Here is a 25,774-nt window from a genome sequence, read left to right as displayed (position 1 = left end):
AAGTCAAGTATGTTATGATTTATGCGTTAGCTGTTTAAAGACAGCAATTTGTGCATCAGTCAAGGAGGAAGCAGATGAACAATAACAAGAATGGGCTTTTTAAAAATAGTCTATTTTATATTGTGATTTTCCTTGGGATAATGGGGATGTTATATTACTTCTTCGGAGGTAAGGCAAGTTCACAATCTCAACAAATCCAATCAAGCCAATTTATCAGTGAATTACGGAAGGACAATGTAAAAGACTTTACAATGCAGCCTTCCGGGAGTACCTATAAAATAACAGGTACATACAAGAAGGCACAAAAAGCTAAGGAAACAACTGGAATTGGCGGGTTCGCTTCTAGCAGTAGCAAAGTGACTTCATTTACCAGTAATGTGTTGACGAATGATACTGCGGTTAAGCAGATTCAGGAGTTGGCACAAAAAAATGATGTTAAAAACGGCGCAAAGGAAGAAGAATCCAGCAGTTTATGGTTGCAGTTGCTAATTTATTTGCTTCCAGTGATCTTCTTTATCTTCTTCTTCTATATGATGATGGGTCAAGCCGGTCAAGGTGGCGGCAACGGACGGGTCATGAACTTTGGCAAGTCCAAGGCTAAGCCAGTTGATAAAAAGGCAAACAAAGTCCGCTTCTCGGATGTTGCTGGTGCTGAAGAAGAAAAGCAAGAACTTGTGGAAGTGGTAGAATTTCTACGTGATCCGCGCAAGTTTCTGTCTTTGGGTGCCCGCATTCCTTCTGGTGTTTTGCTAGAGGGACCTCCTGGTACAGGTAAAACATTGCTCGCACGTGCTGTTGCTGGTGAGGCCGGTGTTCCATTTTTCTCAATTTCGGGATCTGATTTTGTGGAAATGTTTGTCGGCGTCGGCGCAAGTCGTGTACGTGACTTGTTTGAAAATGCAAAGAAGAATGCACCTTCAATTATTTTCATTGATGAAATTGATGCCGTTGGGCGTCAACGTGGCGCTGGAATGGGTGGAGGTCATGATGAACGTGAGCAGACTTTGAACCAATTGCTGGTGGAAATGGATGGGTTTGAAGGAGACGAAGGTGTCATTGTGATGGCAGCTACTAACCGTTCAGATGTTTTAGATCCAGCTTTACTTCGCCCAGGTCGTTTTGATCGGAAGATACTTGTCGGACGTCCAGATGTTAAAGGGCGTGAAGCAATTCTGAAAGTGCACTCGAAGAATAAACCACTTGCGAAAGATGTTGATCTGAAGATGATTGCCAAACAAACACCTGGTTTTGTGGGTGCTGATTTGGAAAACTTATTAAATGAAGCTGCTTTACTGGCAGCTAGACGTAATAAAAAAGAAATCGATGCTTCAGATGTTGACGAAGCAGAAGATCGAGTTATTGCTGGGCCAGCCAAGCGGGATAAGGTTATTAACAAAAAGGAACGCAGAACAGTTGCCTTTCATGAAGCGGGGCATACGATTGTTGGGTTAATTTTAAACGATGCACGTGTTGTGCATAAAGTTACAATCGTGCCACGTGGGCGTGCAGGCGGGTACGCAATTATGCTGCCTAAAGAAGACCAAGCACTTCTTTCCAAACGCGATTTGAAGGAACAAATTGCTGGATTAATGGGTGGACGTGCTGCTGAAGAGATTATTAACAATGAACAATCTTCAGGCGCTTCCAATGATTTTCAGCAGGCAACACAGTTGGCCCGTGCGATGGTTACGGAATATGGGATGAGCGAAAAACTAGGTCCAGTGCAATATGAAGGACAGAGTAACATGTTCGCCGGAGCAGGCATGCCTGCAGGGCAACCTAATTATTCTGGACAAACAGCTAACTTGATTGATGAAGAGGTCAAAGCACTGCTGAACGAAGGAATGAAAAAGGCCAAAGAAATTATTGAACAACATCGCCAACAGCATAAAACAATTGCTGAGGCTTTGCTTGAATATGAAACTTTGGATGAAAAGCAAATTTTAAGTTTATTCAAGACAGGTCATATGCCAAATAAAGCCAAAGAAGAGTTCCCAAGCGAAAAGGCCGCTACTTTTGAAGAATCAAAAGAGGCTTTAGAACGCAAAGAAGCTGAAAAGCAAAAGGAAAGCAAAAAGACTGCAGAAGATGACGGTGAAACAGTCACTTTCTATCCTAAAGACAAGTAAGTAAATATTAAAATAAGTGAGTTGATGGGCGGAATGAAACAGTTGTAAAATTGTTTTGTTCCGCTCATTAATTTAGTAAAAAGGAGAGTAACATGACGGATTATTTAGTTAAAAGTTTGGCCTTTGCAGGGCAGTTAAGAATTTATGCAGTTGATACCACTAAAACCGTGCAAAAAGCACAGCAACTTCACGATACATGGAGTGCAGCTTCTGCTGCTTTGGGTAGAACATTGACAGCGACTGCTTTGCTTTCTCAAGCACTTTTAAAAGAAAGTGGGCGGCTGACGGTGAAAGTGTTAGGAGATGGACCTGTAGGCGCATTAGTAGTTGACGGTGATGCACAGGGACAGCTTAAAGGTTACTTACAGCATCCGCATGTGCATCTGCCATTGAATGAAAAACATAAAATTGATGTGAAAGGGGCGGTTGGAACCCATGGCTTTTTAGCAGTTACAAAAGATCTTGGAATGAAGACGCCCTTTACCGGGCAAGTACCGCTGGTGTCAGGAGAATTGGGGGAAGACTTTGCATACTATTTGGCTAAGTCTGAGCAAATTCCTTCGGCGGTGGGACTTTCTGTCTTTGTTAACGAGGATAATACGGTACGGACGGCTGGTGGGTTTTTAATTCAGGTTTTGCCAGGAGCACAAGACGAGTTACTGGCAAAATTAGAACAGACGCTTGCTACACTTCCCTCAATTTCTGAAATGATGGCAACTGGGATGACGCCAACAGAAATGATTGCTAAAATTTGTGGAGCAGGGAACTATCAAATTTTAGCGAAAAGTGAAATCAAATACCAGTGTGACTGTTCAAAGGAACGGTTTGAAAAAGCGTTGGCCGCAATTGCAGTATCAGATCTGGAGACGATGATCAACGAAGATCATGGAGCAGAGGCAGTTTGTCATTTTTGTGGAAAAAAATATATTTTTACAGAAGCAGAGTTACGCCAGTTGCGTGACGGGAAAAATGATTAACATTTTTGCTTTAGATTGTTTTGTGGTATCATGCAAAAGGTATAATTGACTATGTGAAAACGAGGTGTAATAAAATGGAATGGAAGATCGGCAATCTTACGATCCCAAATCAAATTGTAGTTGCTCCTATGGCTGGGGTCACGAATGTTGCTTTTCGAATGATCTGCAAGGAATTCGGTGCAGGCTTAGTTGTCTGTGAGATGATCTCCGATCGGGGAATTCAATTTAGAAACAAAAAAACGCTAGGAATGCTGAGATTTGACCCCACAGAGCATCCGGTTAGTGTGCAAATTTTTGGCGGAAATAAAGATACTTTGGTCGAAGCCGCACGCTACATTGAAGAAAATGTTGATGTTGACATTATTGATATTAATATGGGATGTCCAGTGCCTAAGGTCACTAAAGCTGAGGCAGGGGCTCGCTGGTTGTTAGATCCTAATCAAGTTTATGAGATGGTTCATGCTGTAACAAGCGCATGTTCTAAGCCTGTAACCGTTAAAATGAGAACTGGATGGGATGAGGATCATATCTATGCAGTTGAAAATGCATTAGCGGCACAAGAAGGCGGAGCAGCAGCTTTAGCCATGCACGGTCGAACCCGCAAACAGTTATATAGCGGACATGCTGACTGGGGAATTCTCAAAGAAGTCGCAGATCATCTGCATGAAATTCCATTTATTGGGAATGGAGATGTGCGGACTCCTGAAGATGCTAAGAAGATGTTAACAGATGTCGGAGCTGATGCAGTCATGATTGGACGTGCTGCATTAGGAAACCCTTGGATCGTGAAACAGGCTTCAGAGTACCTTGCAGGGGAAGAGGTTGTTCCAGAACCAACTCCCGCTGAAAAAATTAAAGTAGCTAAAGAACATCTACATCGCTTGGTGGGGATTAAAGGGGACTATGTCGGACCACGTGAATTTAGAAGTCAGGCCGCCTATTACCTCAAAGGCATTCCGCGGTCAGCGCGGGCAAAAGCAGCTTTAAATGATGCTGCAACGGAAGCTCAAATGATTACAATTTTTGATAACTTTTTAAGTGACGTTGAAGATTACGTTGAACGTAAAAAACAGCGTCAATTGGCAAAATAGATTTGCAATTTAGCGGTAGAATTGGCAATATATAAGATGGAAATTGTTTTTGGAGGGATAAGTTTGGCGAAAGAAGAGAATTTAAATGATCAGTTGCGGGTGCGGCGTGAGAAACTAGCGGAGCTGCGCACAGAAGGAATTGATCCGTTTGGTCACCGTTTTGAGCGGACAGCAATGTCACAGGAATTACATGACAAGTATGATCAAAAGACGAAACAAGAACTTGAAGATTTAGATATTAAAGTAAAGATTGCCGGAAGAATGGTTGCCAAGCGAGGCAAAGGCAAAGTAGGTTTTGCTGATATTCAAGATCGTGACGGCCGTATTCAATTATATATTCGTAAAGATGTTGTCGGTGAAGAAAAATATCATATTTTTAAACGGTCCGACTTGGGTGATCATCTCGGCTTGAGCGGTGAAGTTATCAAAACCGATATGGGTGAACTGACGATTAAGGTGACAGATGTGACCTTCTTGTCAAAAGCCCTGCGACCACTTCCTGATAAATTTCATGGACTGCAAAATGTTGAACAAATTTATAGACAGCGTTATCTTGATTTGATCTCAAATCGTGATAGTTTTGATCGCTTCTTGAAACGCAGTAAAATTATCAGTGCAATTCGAGGCTATCTTGATGAACATCGTTTCTTGGAAGTGGAAACACCTGTCTTGCATAATCAGGCTGGTGGTGCAGCTGCACGTCCATTTATTACCCATCATAACGCGCTCGACATTAAACTATACTTGCGGATTGCGCTTGAGCTGCATTTGAAGCGCCTAATTGTTGGCGGTATGGAACGCGTGTATGAAATTGGCCGCGTTTTTCGTAATGAAGGAATTGATACTAAACATAATCCTGAGTTCACAATGCTGGAATCATATGCAGCTTATTTTGATTTCAAGGATGTTATGGATGAGACAGAGGGAATCTTTAAAGCTGCGGCTAAAGTAGTTACTGCTGACGGAATTGTTACTTATCAAGGAAATAAAGTCGATTTCAACAAGCCATTCAAACGGATTCACATGGTTGATGCGATCAAAGAGGAGACGGGAGTTGATTTTTGGCAACCGATGACAATTGAGCAAGCGCGCCAGCTTGCAGATGAAAAGAATGTTCATTATGAGGATTATTGGACAGTTGGACATATTATCAATGAATTTTTTGATAATTTTTGTGAAGCTCAGCTTGTAGACCCTACATTTGTTTATGGACATCCAGTCGAAGTTTCTCCGTTGGCTAAGAAAAATGCTGACGATCCGCGCTTTACTGACCGTTTTGAAATGTTTATTTTGGGTAACGAATTTGCCAATGCATTTACTGAATTGAATGATCCGATTGACCAACGACAAAGATTTGAGGCACAGGTAGCTGAGCGGGCCGCTGGTAATGATGAAGCCGAGGGAATTGACGAGGATTACATCGAGGCTCTTGAGTATGGCATGCCGCCAACGGGTGGTTTAGGTATTGGGATCGATCGCCTTGTAATGTTAATGACCGATGCGCCATCTATTAGAGATGTATTACTATTTCCAACTTTACGCCCTGAAGAACATAAGTAGCGCACGGATGCTGTTGGAGTCTGCGCGAAAGTATACTTAACGGTAATTTAAAAAGCAGCTAGCTCCAATTTGAAATGCTAAATTTAAATAATACGCTTTTTGAGATTCAGCACAAGACGTTGACTACATAACGTTTTGTGCTGAATCTTTTTAATTTGACTTAAAAACTAGGAGAAAATGAAATTTTTAGGAGTTTGAAATCAGACTATTAACGGAATTCCGAGGTAGAAGAACGTCAGTTATCGCTGTTTAAAGCAGTTGAGAGCTGTTTTTAAACTGACAAAATTTAGCTGAGTTATTTTTTGAATTTTATCTTGCATTAATTATTAGGCGTGCTATAATATAAAAGTTGGCTGTTGATGAGAACGGTGTTTAGAAAAAAGTTCTTGCATTTAATTCAAATTGCTAGTATAATAATCTATGCTATCTCATAGCAGACTTTAAGTAGACCTTTGAAAACTGAACAAAGTTTCGATAAATCAAATGTGTAGGGCTCTTGCAGTGCAAGAGCAAACATTTGCGAAGTCAATTTCGCTAGTATTAAATTAATGAGTCACAAACTTTTAAAATGAGAGTTTGATCCTGGCTCAGGACGAACGCTGGCGGCGTGCCTAATACATGCAAGTCGTACGCAGTTTCTTCACCGAGTGCTTGCACTCACCGAAGAAACTGAGTGGCGAACGGGTGAGTAACACGTGGGTAACCTGCCCAAAAGAGGGGGATAACACTTGGAAACAGGTGCTAATACCGCATAACAACAAAAACCGCCTGGTTTTTGTTTAAAAGATGGTTTCGGCTATCACTTTTGGATGGACCCGCGGCGTATTAGCTAGTTGGTAAGGTAATGGCTTACCAAGGCAGTGATACGTAGCCGAACTGAGAGGTTGATCGGCCACATTGGGACTGAGACACGGCCCAAACTCCTACGGGAGGCAGCAGTAGGGAATCTTCCACAATGGACGCAAGTCTGATGGAGCAACGCCGCGTGAGTGAAGAAGGTTTTCGGATCGTAAAACTCTGTTGTTAGAGAAGAACGTGTGTGAGAGTAACTGTTCATGCAGTGACGGTATCTAACCAGAAAGCCACGGCTAACTACGTGCCAGCAGCCGCGGTAATACGTAGGTGGCAAGCGTTGTCCGGATTTATTGGGCGTAAAGGGAACGCAGGCGGTCTTTTAAGTCTGATGTGAAAGCCTTCGGCTTAACCGAAGTCGTGCATTGGAAACTGGGAGACTTGAGTGCAGAAGAGGAGAGTGGAACTCCATGTGTAGCGGTGAAATGCGTAGATATATGGAAGAACACCAGTGGCGAAAGCGGCTCTCTGGTCTGTAACTGACGCTGAGGTTCGAAAGCGTGGGTAGCAAACAGGATTAGATACCCTGGTAGTCCACGCTGTAAACGATGAATGCTAAGTGTTGGAGGGTTTCCGCCCTTCAGTGCTGCAGCTAACGCATTAAGCATTCCGCCTGGGGAGTACGACCGCAAGGTTGAAACTCAAAGGAATTGACGGGGGCCCGCACAAGCGGTGGAGCATGTGGTTTAATTCGAAGCAACGCGAAGAACCTTACCAGGTCTTGACATCTTTTGCTAACCTGAGAGATCAGGCGTTCCCTTCGGGGACAAAATGACAGGTGGTGCATGGTTGTCGTCAGCTCGTGTCGTGAGATGTTGGGTTAAGTCCCGCAACGAGCGCAACCCTTATTACTAGTTGCCAGCATTTAGTTGGGCACTCTAGTGAGACTGCCGGTGACAAACCGGAGGAAGGTGGGGATGACGTCAAATCATCATGCCCCTTATGACCTGGGCTACACACGTGCTACAATGGACGGTACAACGAGTCGCAAGACCGCGAGGTTTAGCTAATCTCTTAAAACCGTTCTCAGTTCGGATTGTAGGCTGCAACTCGCCTACATGAAGTCGGAATCGCTAGTAATCGCGGATCAGCATGCCGCGGTGAATACGTTCCCGGGCCTTGTACACACCGCCCGTCACACCATGAGAGTTTGTAACACCCAAAGCCGGTGCGGTAACCTTTTAGGAGCCAGCCGTCTAAGGTGGGACAGATGATTGGGGTGAAGTCGTAACAAGGTAGCCGTAGGAGAACCTGCGGCTGGATCACCTCCTTTCTAAGGATAATTACGGAAACTGCACATTCGTCGAAACTTTGTTTAGTTTTGAGAGGTTTACTCTCAAACTTGTTCTTTGAAAACTAGATAATATTTTTTCTGATTTAAATTAACAAACCGAGAACACCGCGTTTTAAACGAGTTTTGAAACAAGATTTAGTTCTTTAACGTAAAACTCATAGCCGCTTTACCGCAGGTAAAGTTAGGTTAAGTTATTAAGGGCGCATGGTGGATGCCTTGGTACTAGGAGCCGATGAAGGACGGGACTAACGCCGATATGCTCCGGGGAGCTGTAAGTAAGCTATGAGCCGGAGATTTCCGAATGGGGCAACCCAATAGTTTTAATCAACTATTACTGCTGATCGAATTCATAGATCAGTCAGAGGAACACGCAGGGAACTGAAACATCTAAGTACCTGCAGGAAGAGAAAGAAAAATCGATTCCCTCAGTAGCGGCGAGCGAACGGGGAACAGCCCAAACCAGAAAGCTTGCTTTCTGGGGTTGTAGGACTGAACATTTGAGTTATCAAAGTGGACGTTAACCGCATGACCTGGGAAGGTCAGCCAGAGAAGGTGAAAGCCCTGTAGGTAAAAGCGGCCACTCTCAGTTCAGGATCCTGAGTACGGCGGAACACGTGAAATTCCGTCGGAATCCGGGAGGACCATCTCCCAAGGCTAAATACTCCCTAGTGACCGATAGTGAACCAGTACCGTGAGGGAAAGGTGAAAAGCACCCCGGAAGGGGAGTGAAACAGTTCCTGAAACCATGTGCCTACAAGTAGTTAGAGCCCGTTAACGGGTGATAGCGTGCCTTTTGTAGAATGAACCGGCGAGTTATGTTTGTCTGCAAGGTTAAGCCGTCAAGGGTGGAGCCGTAGCGAAAGCGAGTCTGAAGAGGGCGTTTGAGTAGGCAGACATAGACCCGAAACCAGGTGACCTACCCATGTCCAGGTTGAAGGTGCGGTAAAACGCACTGGAGGACCGAACTCATGTATGTTGAAAAATGCTGAGATGAGGTGTGGGTAGCGGAGAAATTCCAAACGAACTTGGAGATAGCTGGTTCTCTCCGAAATAGCTTTAGGGCTAGCCTCGGAAATTAGGATCGTGGAGGTAGAGCACTGTTTGAACTAGGGGCCCGTCTTGGGTTACTGAATTCAGATAAACTCCGAATGCCACTGATCTTTATCCGGGAGTCAGACTGCGAGTGATAAGATCCGTAGTCGAAAGGGAAACAGCCCAGACCACCAATTAAGGTCCCTAAATATATGTTAAGTGGAAAAGGATGTGGAGTTGCACAGACAACTAGGATGTTGGCTCAGAAGCAGCCACCATTTAAAGAGTGCGTAATAGCTCACTAGTCGAGTGACCCTGCGCCGAAAATGTACCGGGGCTAAACATATTACCGAAATTGTGGATGCAACCATGAGGTTGCGTGGTAGGAGAGCGTTCTAAGGGCGAAGAAGCCAGACCGGAAGGACTGGTGGAGCGCTTAGAAGTGAGAATGCCGGTATGAGTAGCGCAAGACAGGTGAGAATCCTGTCCACCGAATGACTAAGGTTTCCTGGGGAAGGCTCGTCCTCCCAGGGTTAGTCGGGACCTAAGCTGAGGCCGCAAGGCGTAGGCGATGGATAACAGGTTGAGATTCCTGTACTAGTTATATTTGTTTGAACGATGGAGGGACGCAGGAGGCTAGGAATGCACACTGATGGAAATGTGTGCCCAAGCAGCAAGTTTGGTTACGAGTTAAATGCTTGTAACTGAGGACAAGCTGTGACGGGGAGCGAAATTATAGTAGCGAAGATTCTGATGTCACACTGCCGAGAAAAGCTTCTAGTAAGAGTATAACTACCCGTACCGCAAACCGACACAGGTAGTCGAGGAGAGTATCCTCAGGTGAGCGAGAGAACTCTCGTTAAGGAACTCGGCAAAATGACCCCGTAACTTCGGGAGAAGGGGTGCTGAGCGTAAGCTCAGCCGCAGTGAATAGGCCCAGGCGACTGTTTATCAAAAACACAGGTTTCTGCAAAATCGTAAGATGACGTATAGGGGCTGACGCCTGCCCGGTGCTGGAAGGTTAAGAGGATGGGTTAGCTTCGGCGAAGCTCAGAATTGAAGCCCCAGTAAACGGCGGCCGTAACTATAACGGTCCTAAGGTAGCGAAATTCCTTGTCGGGTAAGTTCCGACCCGCACGAAAGGCGTAACGATCTGGGCACTGTCTCAACGAGAGACTCGGTGAAATTATAATACCCGTGAAGATGCGGGTTACCCGCGACAGGACGGAAAGACCCCATGGAGCTTTACTGTAGCTTGATATTGGGTGTTTGTACAACTTGTACAGGATAGGTAGGAGCCATAGAAGTCGGGACGCTAGTTTCGACAGAGGCATTGGTGGGATACTACCCTCGTTGTATGAACACTCTAACCCGCGCCACTAAGCGTGGCGGGAGACAGTGTCAGGTGGGCAGTTTGACTGGGGCGGTCGCCTCCTAAAAGGTAACGGAGGCGCCCAAAGGTTCCCTCAGAATGGTTGGAAATCATTCGCAGAGTGTAAAGGCACAAGGGAGCTTGACTGCGAGACAGACAAGTCGAGCAGGGACGAAAGTCGGGCTTAGTGATCCGGTGGTTCCGCATGGAAGGGCCATCGCTCAACGGATAAAAGCTACCCTGGGGATAACAGGCTTATCTCCCCCAAGAGTCCACATCGACGGGGAGGTTTGGCACCTCGATGTCGGCTCATCGCATCCTGGGGCTGTAGTCGGTCCCAAGGGTTGGGCTGTTCGCCCATTAAAGCGGTACGCGAGCTGGGTTCAGAACGTCGTGAGACAGTTCGGTCCCTATCCGTCGCGGGCGTAGGAAATTTGAGAGGATCTGTCCTTAGTACGAGAGGACCGGGATGGACACACCGCTGGTGTACCAGTTGTTCCGCCAGGAGCATCGCTGGGTAGCTACGTGTGGATGAGATAAACGCTGAAAGCATCTAAGTGCGAAACTCACCTCGAGATAAGATTTCCCATTTCTTCGGAAAGTAAGACCCCTGAGAGAAGATCAGGTAGATAGGTTGGAAGTGGAAGTACAGTGATGTATGGAGCGGACCAAAACTAATCGGTCGAGGACTTAACCAAAAGAAAAACGGAGTTTTTGGAAGTTAACGCAAAGCAGAAGAAATATTAGCTAGTTTTGAGGGAACAAGGTTTTCTCAAAAAGAGTGCGGTGATGATGGCAGGAAGGATACACCTGTTTCCATTTCGAACACAGAAGTTAAGCTTCTTAGCGCCAAGAGTAGTTGGGGGATCGCCCCCTGCGAGGGTAGGTCGTTGCCGTGCAAATAATAGTACTCAGGAGGATAGATAACCGGGGAACTGATTATTTTTAATTTTCTGAGTACCTTTGTTTTATAGTAAGTTAAAAGCTTACTTATGACCCGTTGGTCAAGTGGTTAAGACACCGCCCTTTCACGGCGGTAACATGGGTTCAAATCCCGTACGGGTCATCAACATTGTGCCGGCTTAGCTCAGCTGGTAGAGCATCGGTATCGTAAACCGAGGGTCACAGGTTCGAATCCTGCAGCCGGCATATCTATGCAAGTACATAATTTCTTTTGAATTAAGGGTCTGGGACAAAAGTCGCGAACTCTTTTTTTGTGCTCTTTATTTCCAAACAGCTAATGCTGAAACGTGCACCAAAAGCCAGATGGCTGCACTTAACAGTGTAAGTCAGCCACCATCCCATCGCGGAATTATCCGCCTTATGCTGTTAATTCTCGCCATCTAAACACCTGTTGTCCCACTTTTTATTTTTACTGTGAAATTCAAAATAATTAGTTTGAAAATTAGCATGATTGCGCGGTGGCTTGAAGAAATTCTAGGCTGAAAGAGCCTTCACAATTAGAGTTGACGCTCTGAGGTGAAGCTCCTATAATTAAATCTGTTGTGTGTTAAGTGTTAAGTCATTTAATTGAACTATTATTAATTTTCTTGTAGCTTATACAAGATATTTGGAGGAATTAGGTAATGAATAAAGAAGCGCAGGATACTGCTTTTTTAGGGCATCCGCGAGGATTAGCGACACTTTTTTTCACAGAAATGTGGGAAAGGTTTAGTTACTATGGAATGCGTGCCATCCTTTTGTATTATATGTACTATTCAGTGACGGCTGGCGGATTAGGTTTTAATCAAACGGTTGCAGCATCCATAATGGCAATTTATGGATCCTTGGTGTATCTTTCTAGTGTTGTGGGGGGGTTCGTTAGCGATCGTCTCTGGGGCAGCAGAAGAACCGTTTTTGTAGGCGGAATTTTGATTATGTTGGGGCATATTGCTTTGGCAACACCATTTGGAAAACTGGCTTTGTTTATTTCAATTGCACTGATTGTCGTGGGAACTGGGCTTTTAAAACCTAATGTTTCTGAGATGGTGGGTGATCTTTATCAAGCTACTGATTCACGACGCGATACAGGATTCAGTATTTTTGTTTTCGGAATTAATATGGGAGCTTTCGTGTCACCATATCTTGTAGGTTATTTAGGGCAAAAAGTAAACTTTCATTTAGGGTTTTCGTTAGCTGCAATTGGAATGTTTTTCGGTTTGGTTCAATATTATTTTGACGGTAAAAAATATTTGACCAAGGACAGTCTTTACCCAAAGGATCCAATTGGTCCGGTAGAGATGAAGAGCTTAGTTAAAAAAGGTATTTTGGCAGTAATTGCACTTATTTTAATTTTTGTCATTATGGGCTTGTTTGATCTTTTAAATATTACTAATGTTATTCTACTGATTACAATTTTGGCAGTCTTAATTCCGGTTTATTACTTTGTTTTAATGCTAAACAGCCAAAAACTGACTACTAAAGAACGCTCTCGGGTATGGGCTTACGTACCGTTATTCATTGCAAGTGTGCTTTTTTGGTCCATTGAAGAACAAGGTGCGGTGGTCTTGGCATTATTTGCAGGGCAGCAGACGCGGCTGACCCTTTGGGGATTTAATTTCCCAGCAAGTTTTTTCCAGAGTATGAATCCGTTTTTTATTATGATCTATGTCCCGCTGTTTGCGCTGTTGTGGACTAAACTTGGTAACCGCCAACCTTCTTCACCTACAAAATTTGCTTATGGCTTATTCTTTGCCGGAATTTCATTTTTGTGGATGATGCTTCCAGGGATGTTATTTGGTTCTGAAACTAAGGTTGGTCCGCTATGGCTAGTGATGAGTTGGGCACTAGTAATCATTGGGGAAATGTTAATTTCTCCAATCGGCCTTTCGGCTACAACCAAACTTGCTCCCAAAGCTTTTCAATCACAAATGATGAGTATGTGGTTCTTGAGTGATGCAGTTGCGCAGGCTTTCAATTCACAGATTGTTCGTTTTTATACTAAGGGATCGGAAGTCCTCTATTTTGGAATAGTAGGTGCGGTAACTATCATTTTTGGAATTGTATTGTTAATGCTTGTACCACAGATTAAAAAATTGATGGTCGGTGTCGCTTAAAAGGTATCAAATTATTTGATGAGATTCAAAGAGATCTTCAAGAATTGTATTAATTGAATTGAAAAAAAGCTTGCATCTAGATCACAATCATAGTATTATTATAAGGTCGGATATATGATATCTGTGTTTGTGATCTTTGGAAGGGTAGCGAAGTCTGGCTAAACGCGGCGGACTGTAAATCCGCTCCTTCGGGTTCGGTGGTTCGAATCCACTCCCTTCCACCATAATTGGGCTATAGCCAAGCGGTAAGGCATCGGGTTTTGATCCCGTGACGCGCTGGTTCGAATCCAGCTAGCCCAATCAGAAAAAGTGAAAGAACGTTGCTGAAGAGTGATGTTCTTTTTTGTTGCGAAAAAAATTTTATTTGGCAAGAATATTATTTTAAACTGTAATATCCGAATTAAATTTTTAGGATAAATAACTTTTTAAGGCAACAACGAATTACCCTTAGCCAAGATCAGATGATGTTCGCAATTTAGCATAGTAGATAGTTGAAGCTGCCGATTAGCATAAAATTTTCTTTGAAATTATTAAGGCTCTTGATTGACATTTGGAGCAAAAATAGGTACATTCACTGTATTGGTATATATCATTTATGAGGAGGGTATCAAATGAAAATTGGGTTTATTGGTGTAGGCAACATGGCAAAGGCGATTATAAATGGGTGGCTGACTTATGGGGAAGTAAAAGCTCAGGATATTTTTGTACATAGTGCGCACGCGCAAAATTATCGCAAGTATGCATTTGAGAATCATTTGGAACCAGTTGACAGCAATTCAGAACTTGCAAATCAAGCCGAAGTCATTTTTCTTGCGGTAAAACCAACTGTGTTACCCAGTGTTTTGGCTGAGATCAAGGAAGCCGTTACCACGCAAAAAACGGTTCTTGTTTCAATGGTTAGCGGGGTTTCATTAGCTGAAATAAAGGCTTCTTTGGGCGCAGGCAATCATGAATTATTACGTATAATGCCAAATATTAATGTCGAATTGCATGCTGGAATGACTGCTCTGGCTAAAGGAGAATTTTTATCAGAGGCGCATTTTGATGAATTACAAGGCTTACTTAATCAGCTTGGAAAAACAACCCTGCTTCCGGAAAAAGATTTTAGTACTTTTGTAGCCTTGGCAGGAAGTTCACCTGCTTTTATTTACCTCTTTATTGATGCGATGGCGCGAGCAGGCGTTAAATACGGCTTAACTAAAAAACAGGCGACTCAAATTGCAGCACAAGCAGTTTGGGGCAGTGCCGCGAAAGTTTTGGGAACGCCTAAAACACCTTGGGATTTGATTGATGAAGTTTCGTCCCCAGGTGGCACAACTGTTGCAGGACTTTTAGCAATGGAAGATGCAGGATTTATGAGTGCTGTGGTCAAAGGAATTGATGCCGCAATTGCTAAAGACCAAGAAAAGCATTAGTAGATTTTTATAATTATAAAAGAAAGAAGCATTACTAATGAAGACAGTTTTAAAACATGCACATCTTTATACAGGAACTGAGCAAATCAGTGACGGCTTCATTCGCTTTTCTAAAAAAATCGAAGAGCTTGGACCGATGAGTGCGTATCAACCGCAAAGTGATGAAAAGGTTATCGATCTTGCGGGGCAACTGATTGTTCCCGGCTTCATTGATGTTCACAGTCATGGTGGTTATGGCTTTGATGCAATGGATGGGGATGCGGCACAGCTTGATGAGATGGTTCGTCACATGGTGCATGAAGGAATTACCAGCTACTTTCCAACGACAATGACACAGTCGCACGCGAAGATTGCACACGCAATGAATGGGATTCGTGAAGCTGCGGCAAAAAATCCTGTGATCCAAGGAATCCATTTAGAAGGTCCCTTTATTTCTCCGGTATTTAAAGGGGCTCAACCTGAGGAATATATTCAAAATCCTGATGCTGCTTTACTCGCGCATTGGGATGAACTTTCGGGGCACCGTGTCAAATTAATTACTTATGCTCCAGAAGACGAACATGCTGCTGAATTTGAAGACTACTGCCTAGCACATGGAATAGTTCCGTCAGTCGGTCATAGTAATGCCTTAAGAGAGCAGCTCAAGCATTCAAAAGCTAGTCATGTGACCCACTTGTACAACGCACAACGAGAATTTAAGCATCGTCAGCCTGGTGTGACAGGACACGCGCTGCTTGAGGACAACCTGTACTGTGAAATGATTGCTGATGGTTTTCATGTAGTTCCTGACATGATTAAATTGGCCTACGAGATTAAAGGCCCTTACAGAATGGAACTTGTGACGGATTCGATGCGTGCAAAGGGGATGCCTGAGGGAGTTTCTGAACTGGGTGGTCAGAAGGTAATCGTAAAAGATAAGCAGGCACGGTTAGAAACTGGTAATCTTGCAGGCTCTGTTTTGCAATTTCAAGATGCTTTCCGTAATATAATCAGATTCACCGGATGTGGCATCGCCGAGGCTGTGCTCATGTCTTCCGTTAATCAGGCACGTGAATTTGGACTTGAGCATAAGGGGACACTGACTGTAGGTAAGGACGCTGATCTGAATGTTTTCGATCAAAATTTGGAATTAAAGGAAACATATAGTTTGGGGCAGCTTGCTAGTGATTAATAGAAATGAGGGAGTAAGATGACTTCGCCTGTTTATATTCAAATTCATAACGTGATCAAACGGTCAATTGAGTCCGGTAAATGGTCAATCGGCGATCGCATCCCTTCTGAAAGAGAACTTGCTGTTAAATTCGGAGTCAGTCGCATGACGCTCAGACAAGCAATTCAGACATTAGTTGACGAAGGTATCCTTGAACGCCATGTAGGTTCAGGAACCTATGTTGCACGGCGAAAAGTGCAAGAAAAGATGTCGGGTGTCACGAGTTTTACGGAACTTACAAAAGAACAAGGCAAGGTTCCATCAAGCAAGACACTTTCTTATCACGTGACGACACCTTCTTTAAGTGAAATGGAAAAACTTAACTTGAAGGAAAAAGATCAGGTGTTGCGCATGGAAAGAATTCGTTATGCTGATGAGACTCCAATTTGTTTTGAGGTTGCTACGATTCCAGCGCAGTTAGTTAAGGAATTCAGTAAAGAAGAAGTCACGAGTTCGTTATACCATGCTTTAGAAGAGAGCGGGTATGCGATTGGACATGCACAGCAAACAGTAACTGCAATGCTTGCCTCTGAAAAAATCGCCGATTATTTGGATATTAAACGTGGAGATGCGATTCTACGTTTACGCCAGATTACGAATTTAAAAGACGGTCGGCCGTTTGAATATGTACGCACACAGTATGCAGGAAACCGGTTTGAATTTTATCTCGAAAAATAACTTAGATTCCAGAGATACCAAAATTAATAAAAGATCCAGTGAAAGAGGTAGAAAAGCCTTTCAAACTGGATCTTTTTTACTTTTAAGAAACAAATTTGGTGTATGGGAAACTAGTCATTAATTGGTTAGAAAAGCTGCAGATTAGGTAATTATTTTTTCTGATGGTTATATTTTGAAAATAAGACCAATGCGAGATAGCGCGGTAAAGACAAAATTCTGCCAATTCTGGTAGGTTCTTGCAAAAGCCGATAGAGCCATTCGATGTGATGCTTTTGCCAAAAAAGCGGAGCACGTTTGACGGTCCCTGCTAAGACATCAAAACTACCACCAACTCCCATCCAAATTGCAGAGGCACAGGAGCGATACTTTGCAATAAAGAATTCCTGTTTTGGAAATCCTAGTGCAACAAAGACAAAGTCAGGGGCACTTGCTGTAATCTCAGCGGCAACCTGCGCCGCGTCGTCGAAATAACCATCATGGTAACCAACAATTTTGAGATGCGGATATTGCGCATGCAAGTGCGCAACTGTCAATTCTAAAACAGCTGACTTTGCACCTAAAAGAAAGACCCTTTTATTATTTTGCGCAGCAAATGCAAGCAGCGCAACCAAGGTATCAAAACCGGTGACACGTTCAGGTAGCGGGGTATGCAAAAGTTGTGCCCCCTTGATAATCCCGATACCATCTGCGGTTATATAATCAGCCTGCTGGATGACCCTAGCATATGCAGGATCATGCCGTGCATACAAAACAATTTCAGGATTGGCAGTAACAACAAAACGGTTTAAGTGCTGTTGGCTGTCTGCTATCAATTGCGTGCGCAAGGCATGATTTGTGATCTTGGTAAAGTTCACTCCGAGAACATTCACCGTTGGATATTTTGCTTTCATGGGATCCCTACTTTCGAAACAAGCTAGCCTAAGTATAACAGAAATGACTGTGCAATGAAAAAGTGCTAAAATAATATAATGTTTATTCTATAATTACGGTACCTTAAAAATCAACTCAGCGTGACTGAGAAGGAGTATGAATGATGGTAAAGATTTACCCAGATGATAGCTATGCCCTTCACACGGATGAATATCAATTAAATATGATCCAAACATATTGGGAAAAGGGAATTGATCAAAAGAAAGCGGTTTTTGAACTATATTTCCGAAAACTACCGTTTGAAAATGGCTATGCTATTTTTGCTGGTTTGGAACGTGTAATTGAATATATTAACAAATTGCATTTTAGTGCGACCGATCTTGAATATTTAAAAGGAACAAATGACTTTCCACCTGCTTTTTTGGAATATCTGCGTGATTTTAAATTTACAGCAACAATTAGATCAGTGGTTGAAGGTGAAGTCGTTTTCAACAATGAACCAATTTTGCAGGTTGAAGGCCCGCTTGTTGATTGTCAGCTGGTGGAAACTGCTATTTTGAATGTTGTTAATTATCAAACTCTCATTGCAACTAAAGCTGCACGGATGCGTTCGGTAGTTCACGATGATGGTATCATGGAATTTGGAACTAGAAGAGCACAAGAATTTGATGCAGCTATTTGGGGTACGCGTGCGGCCTATATTGGTGGTTTCGATGCGACAAGTAATGTGCGCGCAGGAAAAATATTTGGAATTCCAACCAGTGGAACGCATGCTCACGCGCTTGTGCAGGCTTACCGCAGTGATTATGAAGCTTTTTGCGCATACGCAGCAACGCATAAAAATTGTGTATTTTTAGTGGATACCTACGATACTTTGCGTAGTGGAGTGCCGAATGCAATTAAAGTGGCACAAGAATTCGGGTCTAAAATTAATTTCTTAGGTGTCCGGATTGATTCGGGGGACATGGCCTACATTTCAAAGCGTGTGCGCGAACAGCTTGATGAGGCTGGTTTTCCTAACGCCAAAATCTATGCTTCAAATGATCTTGATGAAAAAACAATTACTAATCTTAAAATGCAGGGTGCTAAAATTGATGTCTGGGGTGTCGGTACTAAATTAATTACAGCATTTGACCAACCTGCTTTAGGCGCAGTTTATAAAATGGTGGCAATTGAAGACGAAAACGGGAAGCTTGAAGACACAATTAAGTTGTCTAGCAATGCTGAAAAAGTCTCTACACCAGGACGCAAGCAAGTTTGGCGAATTACCAAGAAAGCCGATGGCAAATCCGAAGGCGATTATATTGCGCTGTGGTATGAGAATCCAACAGCTATTAAATCGCTTTATATGTTTCATCCGCACTACACTTATATCAATAAATATGTGACTGATTTTGATGCGCGGCCGCTACTCCATGATATTTATCGCGCAGGTAAATTGGTTTATCAACTACCTCCACTTGAAGTGATCAAACAATATGCACATGATCGGTTAGATAGTCTCTGGGAAGAGTATAAGCGTGATTTGAATCCGCAAGATTATCCGGTAGATCTTTCACAGGATTGTTACGATAATAAGATGAAAATAATTAAAGAAATTCGTGAAAGTATTACTAAAAAAGGGTAGAATGATGGTAGATGTTATCACATTGAATTGAGCTTTACTTCAGGAGGACTAGCGATGCGTGAACTTCAACAAAAAATAATCAAGGAATTAAGAGTTAAACCTGAGATTGATCCCCAACAAGAAATCCGGAGGAGCGTTGAGTTTCTCAAAAATTATTTGCAAAAGCATTCTTTTTTACGCTCACTTATTCTAGGTATTTCTGGTGGACAGGATTCAACCTTAGCTGGGAAGCTTTGTGAAAAGGCAGTGGAAGAATTGCGTCAAGAAACCGGAAAGCAAGATTATGAATTTATTGCTGTCCGTCTTCCATATGGCAATCAAGCGGATGAACAGGATGCAATGGACGCAATTGCATTTATGCAAGCCGATAAGACTGTAAGAGTAAATATCAAACCTGCAACGGACGCAACAGTTGCAAGTATTGAAGAAAATGGTGTGCTTGTTAGTGATTTTAATAAGGGAAACATTAAGGCTCGTCAACGAATGATTGCACAGTACGGTGTTGCAGCGGCCAGCCATGGAGCAGTTGTGGGCACAGATCACGCTGCTGAGGCGGTCACTGGTTTTTACACGAAGTATGGTGATGGAGGAGCCGATGTGACTCCTTTATGGCGTCTAGATAAGCGGCAGGGTAGAAAAATGCTGGAATTGCTGGATGCGCCTAAACATTTGTATGAGAAGGAACCAACTGCTGACTTGGAAGATGGTCGTCCGGCTTTACCAGATGAAGTTGCGTTAGGTGTAACTTATGCTGATATTGATAACTACTTAGAAGGGCGCCCAGTCCCTGAAGATGCGGCGAAGAAAATAGAGACTTGGTATTTTAAAACGCAGCACAAACGTCATTTGCCAATTACGGTTTATGACGAGTTTTGGAAATAGCAGTTTTTGTTTAAAGTCACAGATTTTTAAGCCCAGAGCTTCTGAACCTTGCATTAGCTGGTAAAACCCGCTAGCATATTCAGGAGTGGAGGGCTTTTTTAGACGAACAGTTTTACTTCTGAAACAGGTTACCTTCCTTGTCAGATGTTGTTTTTTTTAATATTGAAAGCGAGCGCAATTAAATGAAAAGGAGGCTATCATATGAAGGATGACCAACTGCAGACGCTTGTAACTCAGATTTCGCGGCATTTTTTTCAACTGGAGTTTAAACATAAAGCAACCTTTAATAAGCGGTTGCGAACTACTGGAGGAAGATATCTCCTAGAACAGCATGATATTGAAATCAATCCTAGAATGGCTGTTTTGGGAAACGGTGTTTTGATTGGAATTATCAAGCACGAACTTTGCCATTATCATCTACATTTGCAACATCTAGGTTATCGGCATCGAGACCATGCGTTTAAGGAACTGTTGTTGCAAGTTGGTGGGTTGAGATATGCGCCCAGAACAGCTGCACCAGTTTGGAAGTATAAATATCGTTGTCGTAATTGTGGTCAGTTGTATTTTAGACAAAGAAAGATTAATAGACGGCGGTATGTTTGCGGAAATTGTCATGGTGTTTTAGAAATTTGTGCAAAAAGAAATGTAAAAAAGCTTGCCTCTGATGCTTAGATTTGATATAATTATTTTTGTTGTTGCGGGTATGGCGGAATTGGCAGACGCGTCAGACTAAGGATCTGGTGGGCGTTATAGCCCGTGATGGTTCGAATCCATTTACCCGCATTTTAAAAGAGGGACCCAGGAAGACTTGGGTCCCTTTTGCTACACCTTAGTATTAAAATTTGAGTGCCTGAAAGGAAGATGCAGAAAAAGATGGTTAAAGCTGTTAAAATTGCTGCAACTGCTCATTATGTGCCACAGCGAATCGTTACAAATGATGAACTCAGTAAGATTATGGAGACATCAGATACGTGGATTCAACAGCATACGGGCATTAAGACACGACATTATGCACTTGATGAAAATACTTCTGATTTGTGTGCTAAAACGGCGGTTAAGTTGTTAAAAGAAGCTCAACTTCCTGCAACGGCAATTGACCTGATTATCGTTGCGACAATTACACCGGATGCATTAACACCTGCAACGGCAATTTTAGTACAGCAAAAGATTGGAGCTGATGCTGCAGTTGCTTTTGATGTGAATGCAGCTTGCGCCGGTTTCGTGTTTGCACTCAATACTGCAGAAAAATTTATGCGCCAAGGAATATATAAGAATGCACTTGTGATTGCTGGAGAAGTTAATTCAAAAATGATGGATTTCCAAGATAGAACTTCCACCGTATTTTTCGGTGATGGGGCAGGCGGGGTGTTGCTAAGCGCAGTGGATGACCCTGCACAAGAAGCTTTTGTGGCACAGGAATTGGCAACTAAGCCTGCACCTGAAGTAATTCATAGTGGCCGAATTCCGCATGTAACACAAGTTTCAGCGCAAAATTATCCTAGCTTGGATGCTTTCTATCAAGATGGACATGCTGTCTTTGATTTTGTGATTACAGAGGTTCCACGCTACATTCAGCATTTTTTGCATATTAATAACGTCAGCCTTGAAGAGTTAGGGTTGGTCGTTACACATCAAGCAAATTTGAGGCTGATCGAGGGAATTGCACACAAACTTGCTTTACCCCTGCATCTTTTTGCTCAGAATGTTGTTTATTATGGAAACACTTCTTCTGCCGGGATTCCCATCGGTTTGGATCTTGCGCTTAAGGATGGCCGCGGACACAAAGGCTTAAGTCTGCTCTCAGGTTTTGGTGCAGGTTTAAGTTACGGGAGCATCTTATTGGATTTGTCCCATGTTGGCAATCATTAAAGAAGCCACCAGAATGGATGCAACGCATGTTTTTCAGCATTAATCTGAGAAATTATAAATTAAATGAAATTTTAATTTTTGAAATATGTTTAGCTGCAATAAAAAGGAGAGTGTGACATAAGTCGAAAAATTTGAGTGCTAACTCGAAATTACGAACATAGCGAGTACTTTGCGATGAGTAATTTGAAGTTAGACGGAGAATTTTGACTTATGGAACACGTTTATCCAGAATAAAAGAGGGGCTGTGACAAAAGTTAACTTTTGTCACAGTCCCTCTTTTTTAATACTTCTCAAGCAAAAGCGAATGTTAGTGTTGTTATTAAATTTTAGTAGCCGTTATTTGAATATCCGCCACCACCGGGTGAATAGGTGGAGCCACTAGTACCAGTACCATTGGTTCCAGTTCCATAATTTGAAGTAGAGCCATTCGAATAGGTACCATAACTGCTTCCAGTTGTAGTGCTTGAGTTCGTGGTAGTAGAAGATCCGCCGATTTGACCCACAAAAGTTTCTGTGGAAGCGCTGAGCCCCAATTCTTTACGAATGCGATCAGAAACCTTTTTCTTTTCCGTAGCCGACGCCACTTGGTAGGAGAGACCATCGATTGTTGCATCTTCCCCTTTAAGGACATACGATTTAATGGAGCCCGCTGCGGCTTTATAATTTGTTTCAATTGTGATCATGTCATCATATGTTAAATCGGTTTGCATATTACTTTGAACAGTGTTCAGAATCTTTTGGTAATTTGAAAGGGAAGTAACCGACAATAATTTATTAACAATGGCTTCAATCACTTGTTTTTGCCGTTTTTGCCGACCATAGTCACCTTCTGGGTCAGTATAGCGCATGCGTGAATAGGCAAGGGCTTCTTTACCGTTTAACTTCACTGTTTTACCTTTAGTGACATTTGCATCGCTATAACTGAAAGTCAGCAGTGGAGTGAGTGTGACACCGCCAACGGCATCAACTAATTTACGCAATCCGCCCATGTTAACCAAAAGATAAAAGTCTAGCGGAATGTGTAATGTGTTTTGAATCGTTTTAACTGCGGCGGTTGTGCCTCCGCTTGTGTAAGCTGCATTGACTTTTTCGTAGGCACTTGAATCTCCGCTGACTTTAACTTGAGTATCACGTGGGATACTTGTTAAAGTTGCGCGTTTTGTTTCGGGATTAATGGTTGCAATAATGATTGTATCCGTTCTACCTTTGTCGCTGCGTCCAAGATCACCAGTATCAGTTCCTAGTAAGAGAATTGAAAAAGGCTTCTTTTCTTTTAATACTTGCGAAACGTTCCGTAACTTCTTTACATTTGTTTTCTGATATGTTTTGTTCAATGTCTTCTCAGCGGCCCCTAATAGTCCATGGACGTAGACGCCCGCACCATAAAAAGCCACTAAAACAACCACTAAAAGAGCGGCGCAAATTTTTCTGCGTCTGCTATGCGGGCTGACTTTACGGTGCGAACTACCTGAATCGCTGCGCCTTAGGGGTGTTTCAAGAAAGTCATTATTTTCTTTTTCATTTTTATTCATAAAAAACTCCTTAATTGCACATTTCGACACTATGTGAGAATTATACTACTTAATAAAGAAATATGAAGCGGTATTTTTTTTTTTAAAGGTAAATTAAGTAATTGGGGGCATTTAGTTGACAAATCAATAAAATTTAATTTGCCAACTGTGATATACTGGTGATTGTTTATGGAATGATTAGAGAAAGAGATGAAAGTATGGAAGTTTTTGAACATAGCGTTTCGGGTGTTTTAGTGATTTTAGTAATGATCGTATTAGGCTACATTTTAGCTGAACGTGGCTGGTTTGATCAGAAATCATCTAAACTGATTGCTCGAATAGTTACACAGATCTCCCTTCCCTGTTACATGATGGCTACGATTACTAACCGATTTACGGCGCAAGAACTCGCAAAAATGCTTCCAGATCTGCGTTTCCCGGTTATCTCAATGCTGATTTTAATGGCTTTTGCATTTGCAATTGTACAGCTGTTTAGAATTAAAGATAGTCACGCCGGTTTATTTTCTTCGATGTTTTTTAATTCAAATACAGTTTTTGTAGGTTTACCGATTAATCAAGCTTTGTTTGGGAGTGCAAGTGTACCATATGTGTTGATTTATTATATGGCTAACACCACAATTTTTTGGACACTGGGGACCTATCTGATACAGCGCGATGGGACTGTTGAGGTTAAGATGAGTTGGAAAAAAACACTCTCCAAAATATTCTCGCCACCATTGCTGGGATTCTTAATTGGAGTTGTTTTTGTGTTACTGAAGATTAAGCTACCGGTTTTTATCAATTCGGATCTAAGTTACGTAGGAAGTTTAACAATTCCGCTTTCAATGATCTTTATTGGGATCTCTGTTTCACATGCTGGTCTAAGAAATATTGCATTCCGCAAGGATAATATTCTTGTTTTACTAGGGCGTTTTTTCTTTGCACCTTTGTTAATGATGATCTTAGTAATTCCATCTAACATGCCGCTTTTAATGAAACAGGTTTTTATTTTACAGTCTGCGATGCCTGTAATGACCAATGCACCTGTTGTTGCAAGTTTATATGGGGCAGATGCAGATTATGCTGCTGTCATGGTAACTGAGACCACGTTAATTTCCCTAGTTATGGTCCCGTTACTGATGATGGTTACACAAAGTCTTTAAAAAGGAAGTTTATCATGAAAAAAACAATAATTTATGTCGTGATCTCGACTTTAATGTTTAGTTCAATGGAGATTGCGCTAAAAGTTGCGGGGGCAACTTTTAATCCAATTCAATTAAACTTAATTCGCTTTTTTATTGGAGCGCTGGTCCTATTTCCAATTGCTAGTAAAACACTTAAAAAGCAACAGCGGAAAATTGAAAAAAAAGATTGGATGCTATTTTTAATTACTGGTTTTCTCTGTGTAATCGTAAGTATGTCATTGTTTCAGTTAGCTGTGGTCGCAACCAAAGCTTCAACTGTAGCTGTGCTTTTTAGTTGTAATCCGGTATTTGCTTTGATTTTTGCTTTTGTGATTTTGCATGAACGGTTGGGCAGGGCCAACTTGATTGCGGTGACAATTTCGATTATTGGCTTGATTGTGATTGTGGATCCCTTTCATCTGAGCAGACCGTTCGGTATTATTTTAGCGTTATTATCTGCAGTTACCTTTGGTTTTTATTCTATTATTTCACGCTATGGTTCTACCCAACGCGGTTTAAGTGGAATAGTCATGACATGTTACACATTCATTGCAGGAACCCTCGAATTATTGGTGCTTGCGTGGATTACACATATTCCAGCCGTTGCAAGTTATTTAAGCAGAATTCCTGCTTTAGCCAGTTTTAGCAAAATTCCGGTTCTTCAAAACATCACGCTTGCTTCTGTACCGATGCTGCTTTATCTGGGAATTTGCGTTACTGGTGGTGGCTTTGCCTTTTACTTTCTTGCGATGGAAAATTCAGATGTTTCCACGGCATCGCTGGTTTTCTTCATTAAACCAGGGCTGGCTCCAATTATGGCAGCAGTCTTGATTGGTGAACACATTACATTGCTCACGATTATTGGAATTATAATTATTCTGATTGGTTCAGTGGTTACCTTCGTAGGCAATCGTGTCAAAGAAGATAACACGGTTGTACCAAAAGATAATTAAAGATTCTTTGGTTACTTGGTAAATCAAAGAACGACCTCGGCTGTTAATAAAAGTACTATTTGAAAATGTTAAAAGCAGGCTCAGTTTTTATTAAAGCTGGCTAAAGGAATGCAGAAAATGCACTTTTTTAGCCGGCTTTTTTAGTGTGGTGAGACAAATTACAACTTTTTTGCATCATATAGAGGGGTTAAAAGTTCATTATTGAGCAAAAA

At 42.3% G+C, this 25,774-nt stretch carries 16 protein-coding genes, 5 tRNA genes and 3 rRNA genes; 22 read left to right on the top strand and 2 right to left on the bottom strand.

The genetic code is table 11. From position 1 onward, the window contains the following. Positions 1 to 74 precede the first annotated feature (74 nt). The 15 genes from ftsH to AB3Y88_RS03400 all read left to right on the top strand — a co-directional run bounded on the left by ftsH (position 75) and on the right by AB3Y88_RS03400 (position 16,666). Positions 75 to 2,129 (top strand): ATP-dependent zinc metalloprotease FtsH, encoded by a 2,055-nt coding sequence (gene ftsH / locus AB3Y88_RS03470; protein WP_054757654.1) that lies wholly within the window; start codon positions 75 to 77, stop codon positions 2,127 to 2,129. Positions 2,130 to 2,221: 92 nt separating this feature from the next. After that, positions 2,222 to 3,106: an Hsp33 family molecular chaperone HslO gene (gene hslO / locus AB3Y88_RS03465; RefSeq protein WP_056959744.1), complete on the top strand. Its 885-nt coding sequence runs from the start codon at positions 2,222 to 2,224 to the stop codon at positions 3,104 to 3,106. 74 nt (positions 3,107 to 3,180) lie between these two features. Next, positions 3,181 to 4,197, top strand: a complete 1,017-nt coding sequence (dusB, locus tag AB3Y88_RS03460) for a tRNA dihydrouridine synthase DusB (protein WP_056959742.1) — start codon at positions 3,181 to 3,183, stop codon at positions 4,195 to 4,197. Positions 4,198 to 4,260: 63 nt separating this feature from the next. Further along, positions 4,261 to 5,757 carry a lysine--tRNA ligase gene (gene lysS / locus AB3Y88_RS03455; protein WP_056959740.1) on the top strand — a complete coding sequence of 499 codons (1,497 nt, stop codon included), beginning with the start codon at positions 4,261 to 4,263 and terminating at the stop codon, positions 5,755 to 5,757. A gap of 564 nt (positions 5,758 to 6,321) precedes the next feature. Beyond that, positions 6,322 to 7,882: ribosomal RNA gene (locus AB3Y88_RS03450) — 16S ribosomal RNA — on the top strand. Between the two features lie 205 nt (positions 7,883 to 8,087). Continuing rightward, positions 8,088 to 11,005 (top strand): 23S ribosomal RNA (locus tag AB3Y88_RS03445). A gap of 84 nt (positions 11,006 to 11,089) precedes the next feature. Continuing rightward, positions 11,090 to 11,206, top strand: a 5S ribosomal RNA gene (gene rrf, locus AB3Y88_RS03440). Together the 16S, 23S and 5S rRNA genes with 2 tRNA genes alongside form the textbook arrangement of a ribosomal RNA operon. A 95-nt stretch (positions 11,207 to 11,301) precedes the next feature. Next, a tRNA-Glu gene (locus AB3Y88_RS03435) sits at positions 11,302 to 11,373 on the top strand. A gap of 10 nt (positions 11,374 to 11,383) precedes the next feature. After that, positions 11,384 to 11,456 (top strand) — tRNA-Thr (locus AB3Y88_RS03430). Positions 11,457 to 11,893: 437 nt separating this feature from the next. After that, complete coding sequence (locus tag AB3Y88_RS03425) at positions 11,894 to 13,363, top strand: peptide MFS transporter (RefSeq protein WP_056959722.1); 1,470 nt, start codon at positions 11,894 to 11,896, stop codon at positions 13,361 to 13,363. A 138-nt stretch (positions 13,364 to 13,501) separates the two neighbouring features. Beyond that, a tRNA-Tyr gene (locus AB3Y88_RS03420) sits at positions 13,502 to 13,587 on the top strand. Positions 13,588 to 13,591: 4 nt separating this feature from the next. Continuing rightward, positions 13,592 to 13,663, top strand: a tRNA-Gln gene (locus tag AB3Y88_RS03415). 311 nt (positions 13,664 to 13,974) lie between these two features. Then, positions 13,975 to 14,778, top strand: coding sequence for a pyrroline-5-carboxylate reductase (proC, locus tag AB3Y88_RS03410; RefSeq protein ID WP_228887844.1), 804 nt, complete (start codon positions 13,975 to 13,977; stop codon positions 14,776 to 14,778). 37 nt (positions 14,779 to 14,815) lie between these two features. After that, the gene (gene nagA, locus AB3Y88_RS03405) at positions 14,816 to 15,949 is read left to right on the top strand and encodes an N-acetylglucosamine-6-phosphate deacetylase (RefSeq protein ID WP_228887843.1); all 1,134 of its coding nucleotides are present in this window, start codon (positions 14,816 to 14,818) and stop codon (positions 15,947 to 15,949) included. Positions 15,950 to 15,967: 18 nt separating this feature from the next. Continuing rightward, a complete protein-coding gene (locus tag AB3Y88_RS03400; protein ID WP_054757914.1) occupies positions 15,968 to 16,666 on the top strand; it encodes a GntR family transcriptional regulator in 699 nt (232 codons plus the stop codon). 149 nt (positions 16,667 to 16,815) lie between these two features. On the opposite strand, the gene AB3Y88_RS03395 is transcribed toward AB3Y88_RS03400, so the two are convergent. After that, a complete protein-coding gene (locus tag AB3Y88_RS03395; RefSeq protein ID WP_056959715.1) occupies positions 16,816 to 17,556 on the bottom strand; it encodes a WecB/TagA/CpsF family glycosyltransferase in 741 nt (246 codons plus the stop codon). A 143-nt stretch (positions 17,557 to 17,699) separates the two neighbouring features. On the opposite strand from AB3Y88_RS03395, the gene AB3Y88_RS03390 reads away from it, so the two are divergent. The 5 genes from AB3Y88_RS03390 (at position 17,700) to AB3Y88_RS03370 (ending at position 21,914) form a co-directional block, all read left to right on the top strand. Continuing rightward, positions 17,700 to 19,163 (top strand): nicotinate phosphoribosyltransferase, encoded by a 1,464-nt coding sequence (locus AB3Y88_RS03390; RefSeq protein WP_056959713.1) that lies wholly within the window; start codon positions 17,700 to 17,702, stop codon positions 19,161 to 19,163. Between the two features lie 54 nt (positions 19,164 to 19,217). Then, positions 19,218 to 20,045, top strand: coding sequence for an ammonia-dependent NAD(+) synthetase (gene nadE / locus AB3Y88_RS03385; protein ID WP_056959711.1), 828 nt, complete (start codon positions 19,218 to 19,220; stop codon positions 20,043 to 20,045). A gap of 201 nt (positions 20,046 to 20,246) precedes the next feature. Then, positions 20,247 to 20,717, top strand: a complete 471-nt coding sequence (locus AB3Y88_RS03380; protein ID WP_054757912.1) for a SprT family protein — start codon at positions 20,247 to 20,249, stop codon at positions 20,715 to 20,717. A 25-nt stretch (positions 20,718 to 20,742) separates the two neighbouring features. After that, a tRNA-Leu gene (locus tag AB3Y88_RS03375) sits at positions 20,743 to 20,828 on the top strand. A gap of 90 nt (positions 20,829 to 20,918) precedes the next feature. Beyond that, the gene (locus tag AB3Y88_RS03370; RefSeq protein ID WP_056959710.1) at positions 20,919 to 21,914 is read left to right on the top strand and encodes a beta-ketoacyl-ACP synthase III; all 996 of its coding nucleotides are present in this window, start codon (positions 20,919 to 20,921) and stop codon (positions 21,912 to 21,914) included. Positions 21,915 to 22,240: 326 nt separating this feature from the next. On the opposite strand, the gene AB3Y88_RS03365 is transcribed toward AB3Y88_RS03370, so the two are convergent. Continuing rightward, entirely contained in the window at positions 22,241 to 23,446 is a 1,206-nt protein-coding gene (locus AB3Y88_RS03365) for an LCP family protein (protein ID WP_261909882.1), read from the bottom strand. 197 nt (positions 23,447 to 23,643) lie between these two features. On the opposite strand from AB3Y88_RS03365, the gene AB3Y88_RS03360 reads away from it, so the two are divergent. Both AB3Y88_RS03360 and AB3Y88_RS03355 read left to right on the top strand, forming a co-directional pair. Next, the gene (locus tag AB3Y88_RS03360) at positions 23,644 to 24,588 is read left to right on the top strand and encodes an AEC family transporter (protein WP_056959708.1); all 945 of its coding nucleotides are present in this window, start codon (positions 23,644 to 23,646) and stop codon (positions 24,586 to 24,588) included. Positions 24,589 to 24,602: 14 nt separating this feature from the next. After that, complete coding sequence (locus tag AB3Y88_RS03355; protein ID WP_056959706.1) at positions 24,603 to 25,562, top strand: DMT family transporter; 960 nt, start codon at positions 24,603 to 24,605, stop codon at positions 25,560 to 25,562. The last annotated feature ends 212 nt before the right edge of the window (positions 25,563 to 25,774 follow it).

Source organism: Liquorilactobacillus satsumensis, assembly GCF_964065465.1.
Classification (GTDB): domain Bacteria; phylum Bacillota; class Bacilli; order Lactobacillales; family Lactobacillaceae; genus Liquorilactobacillus; species Liquorilactobacillus satsumensis.
Note: the sequence above shows the minus strand (reverse complement) of the source record. Positions and strands in the feature narration are given on the sequence as shown.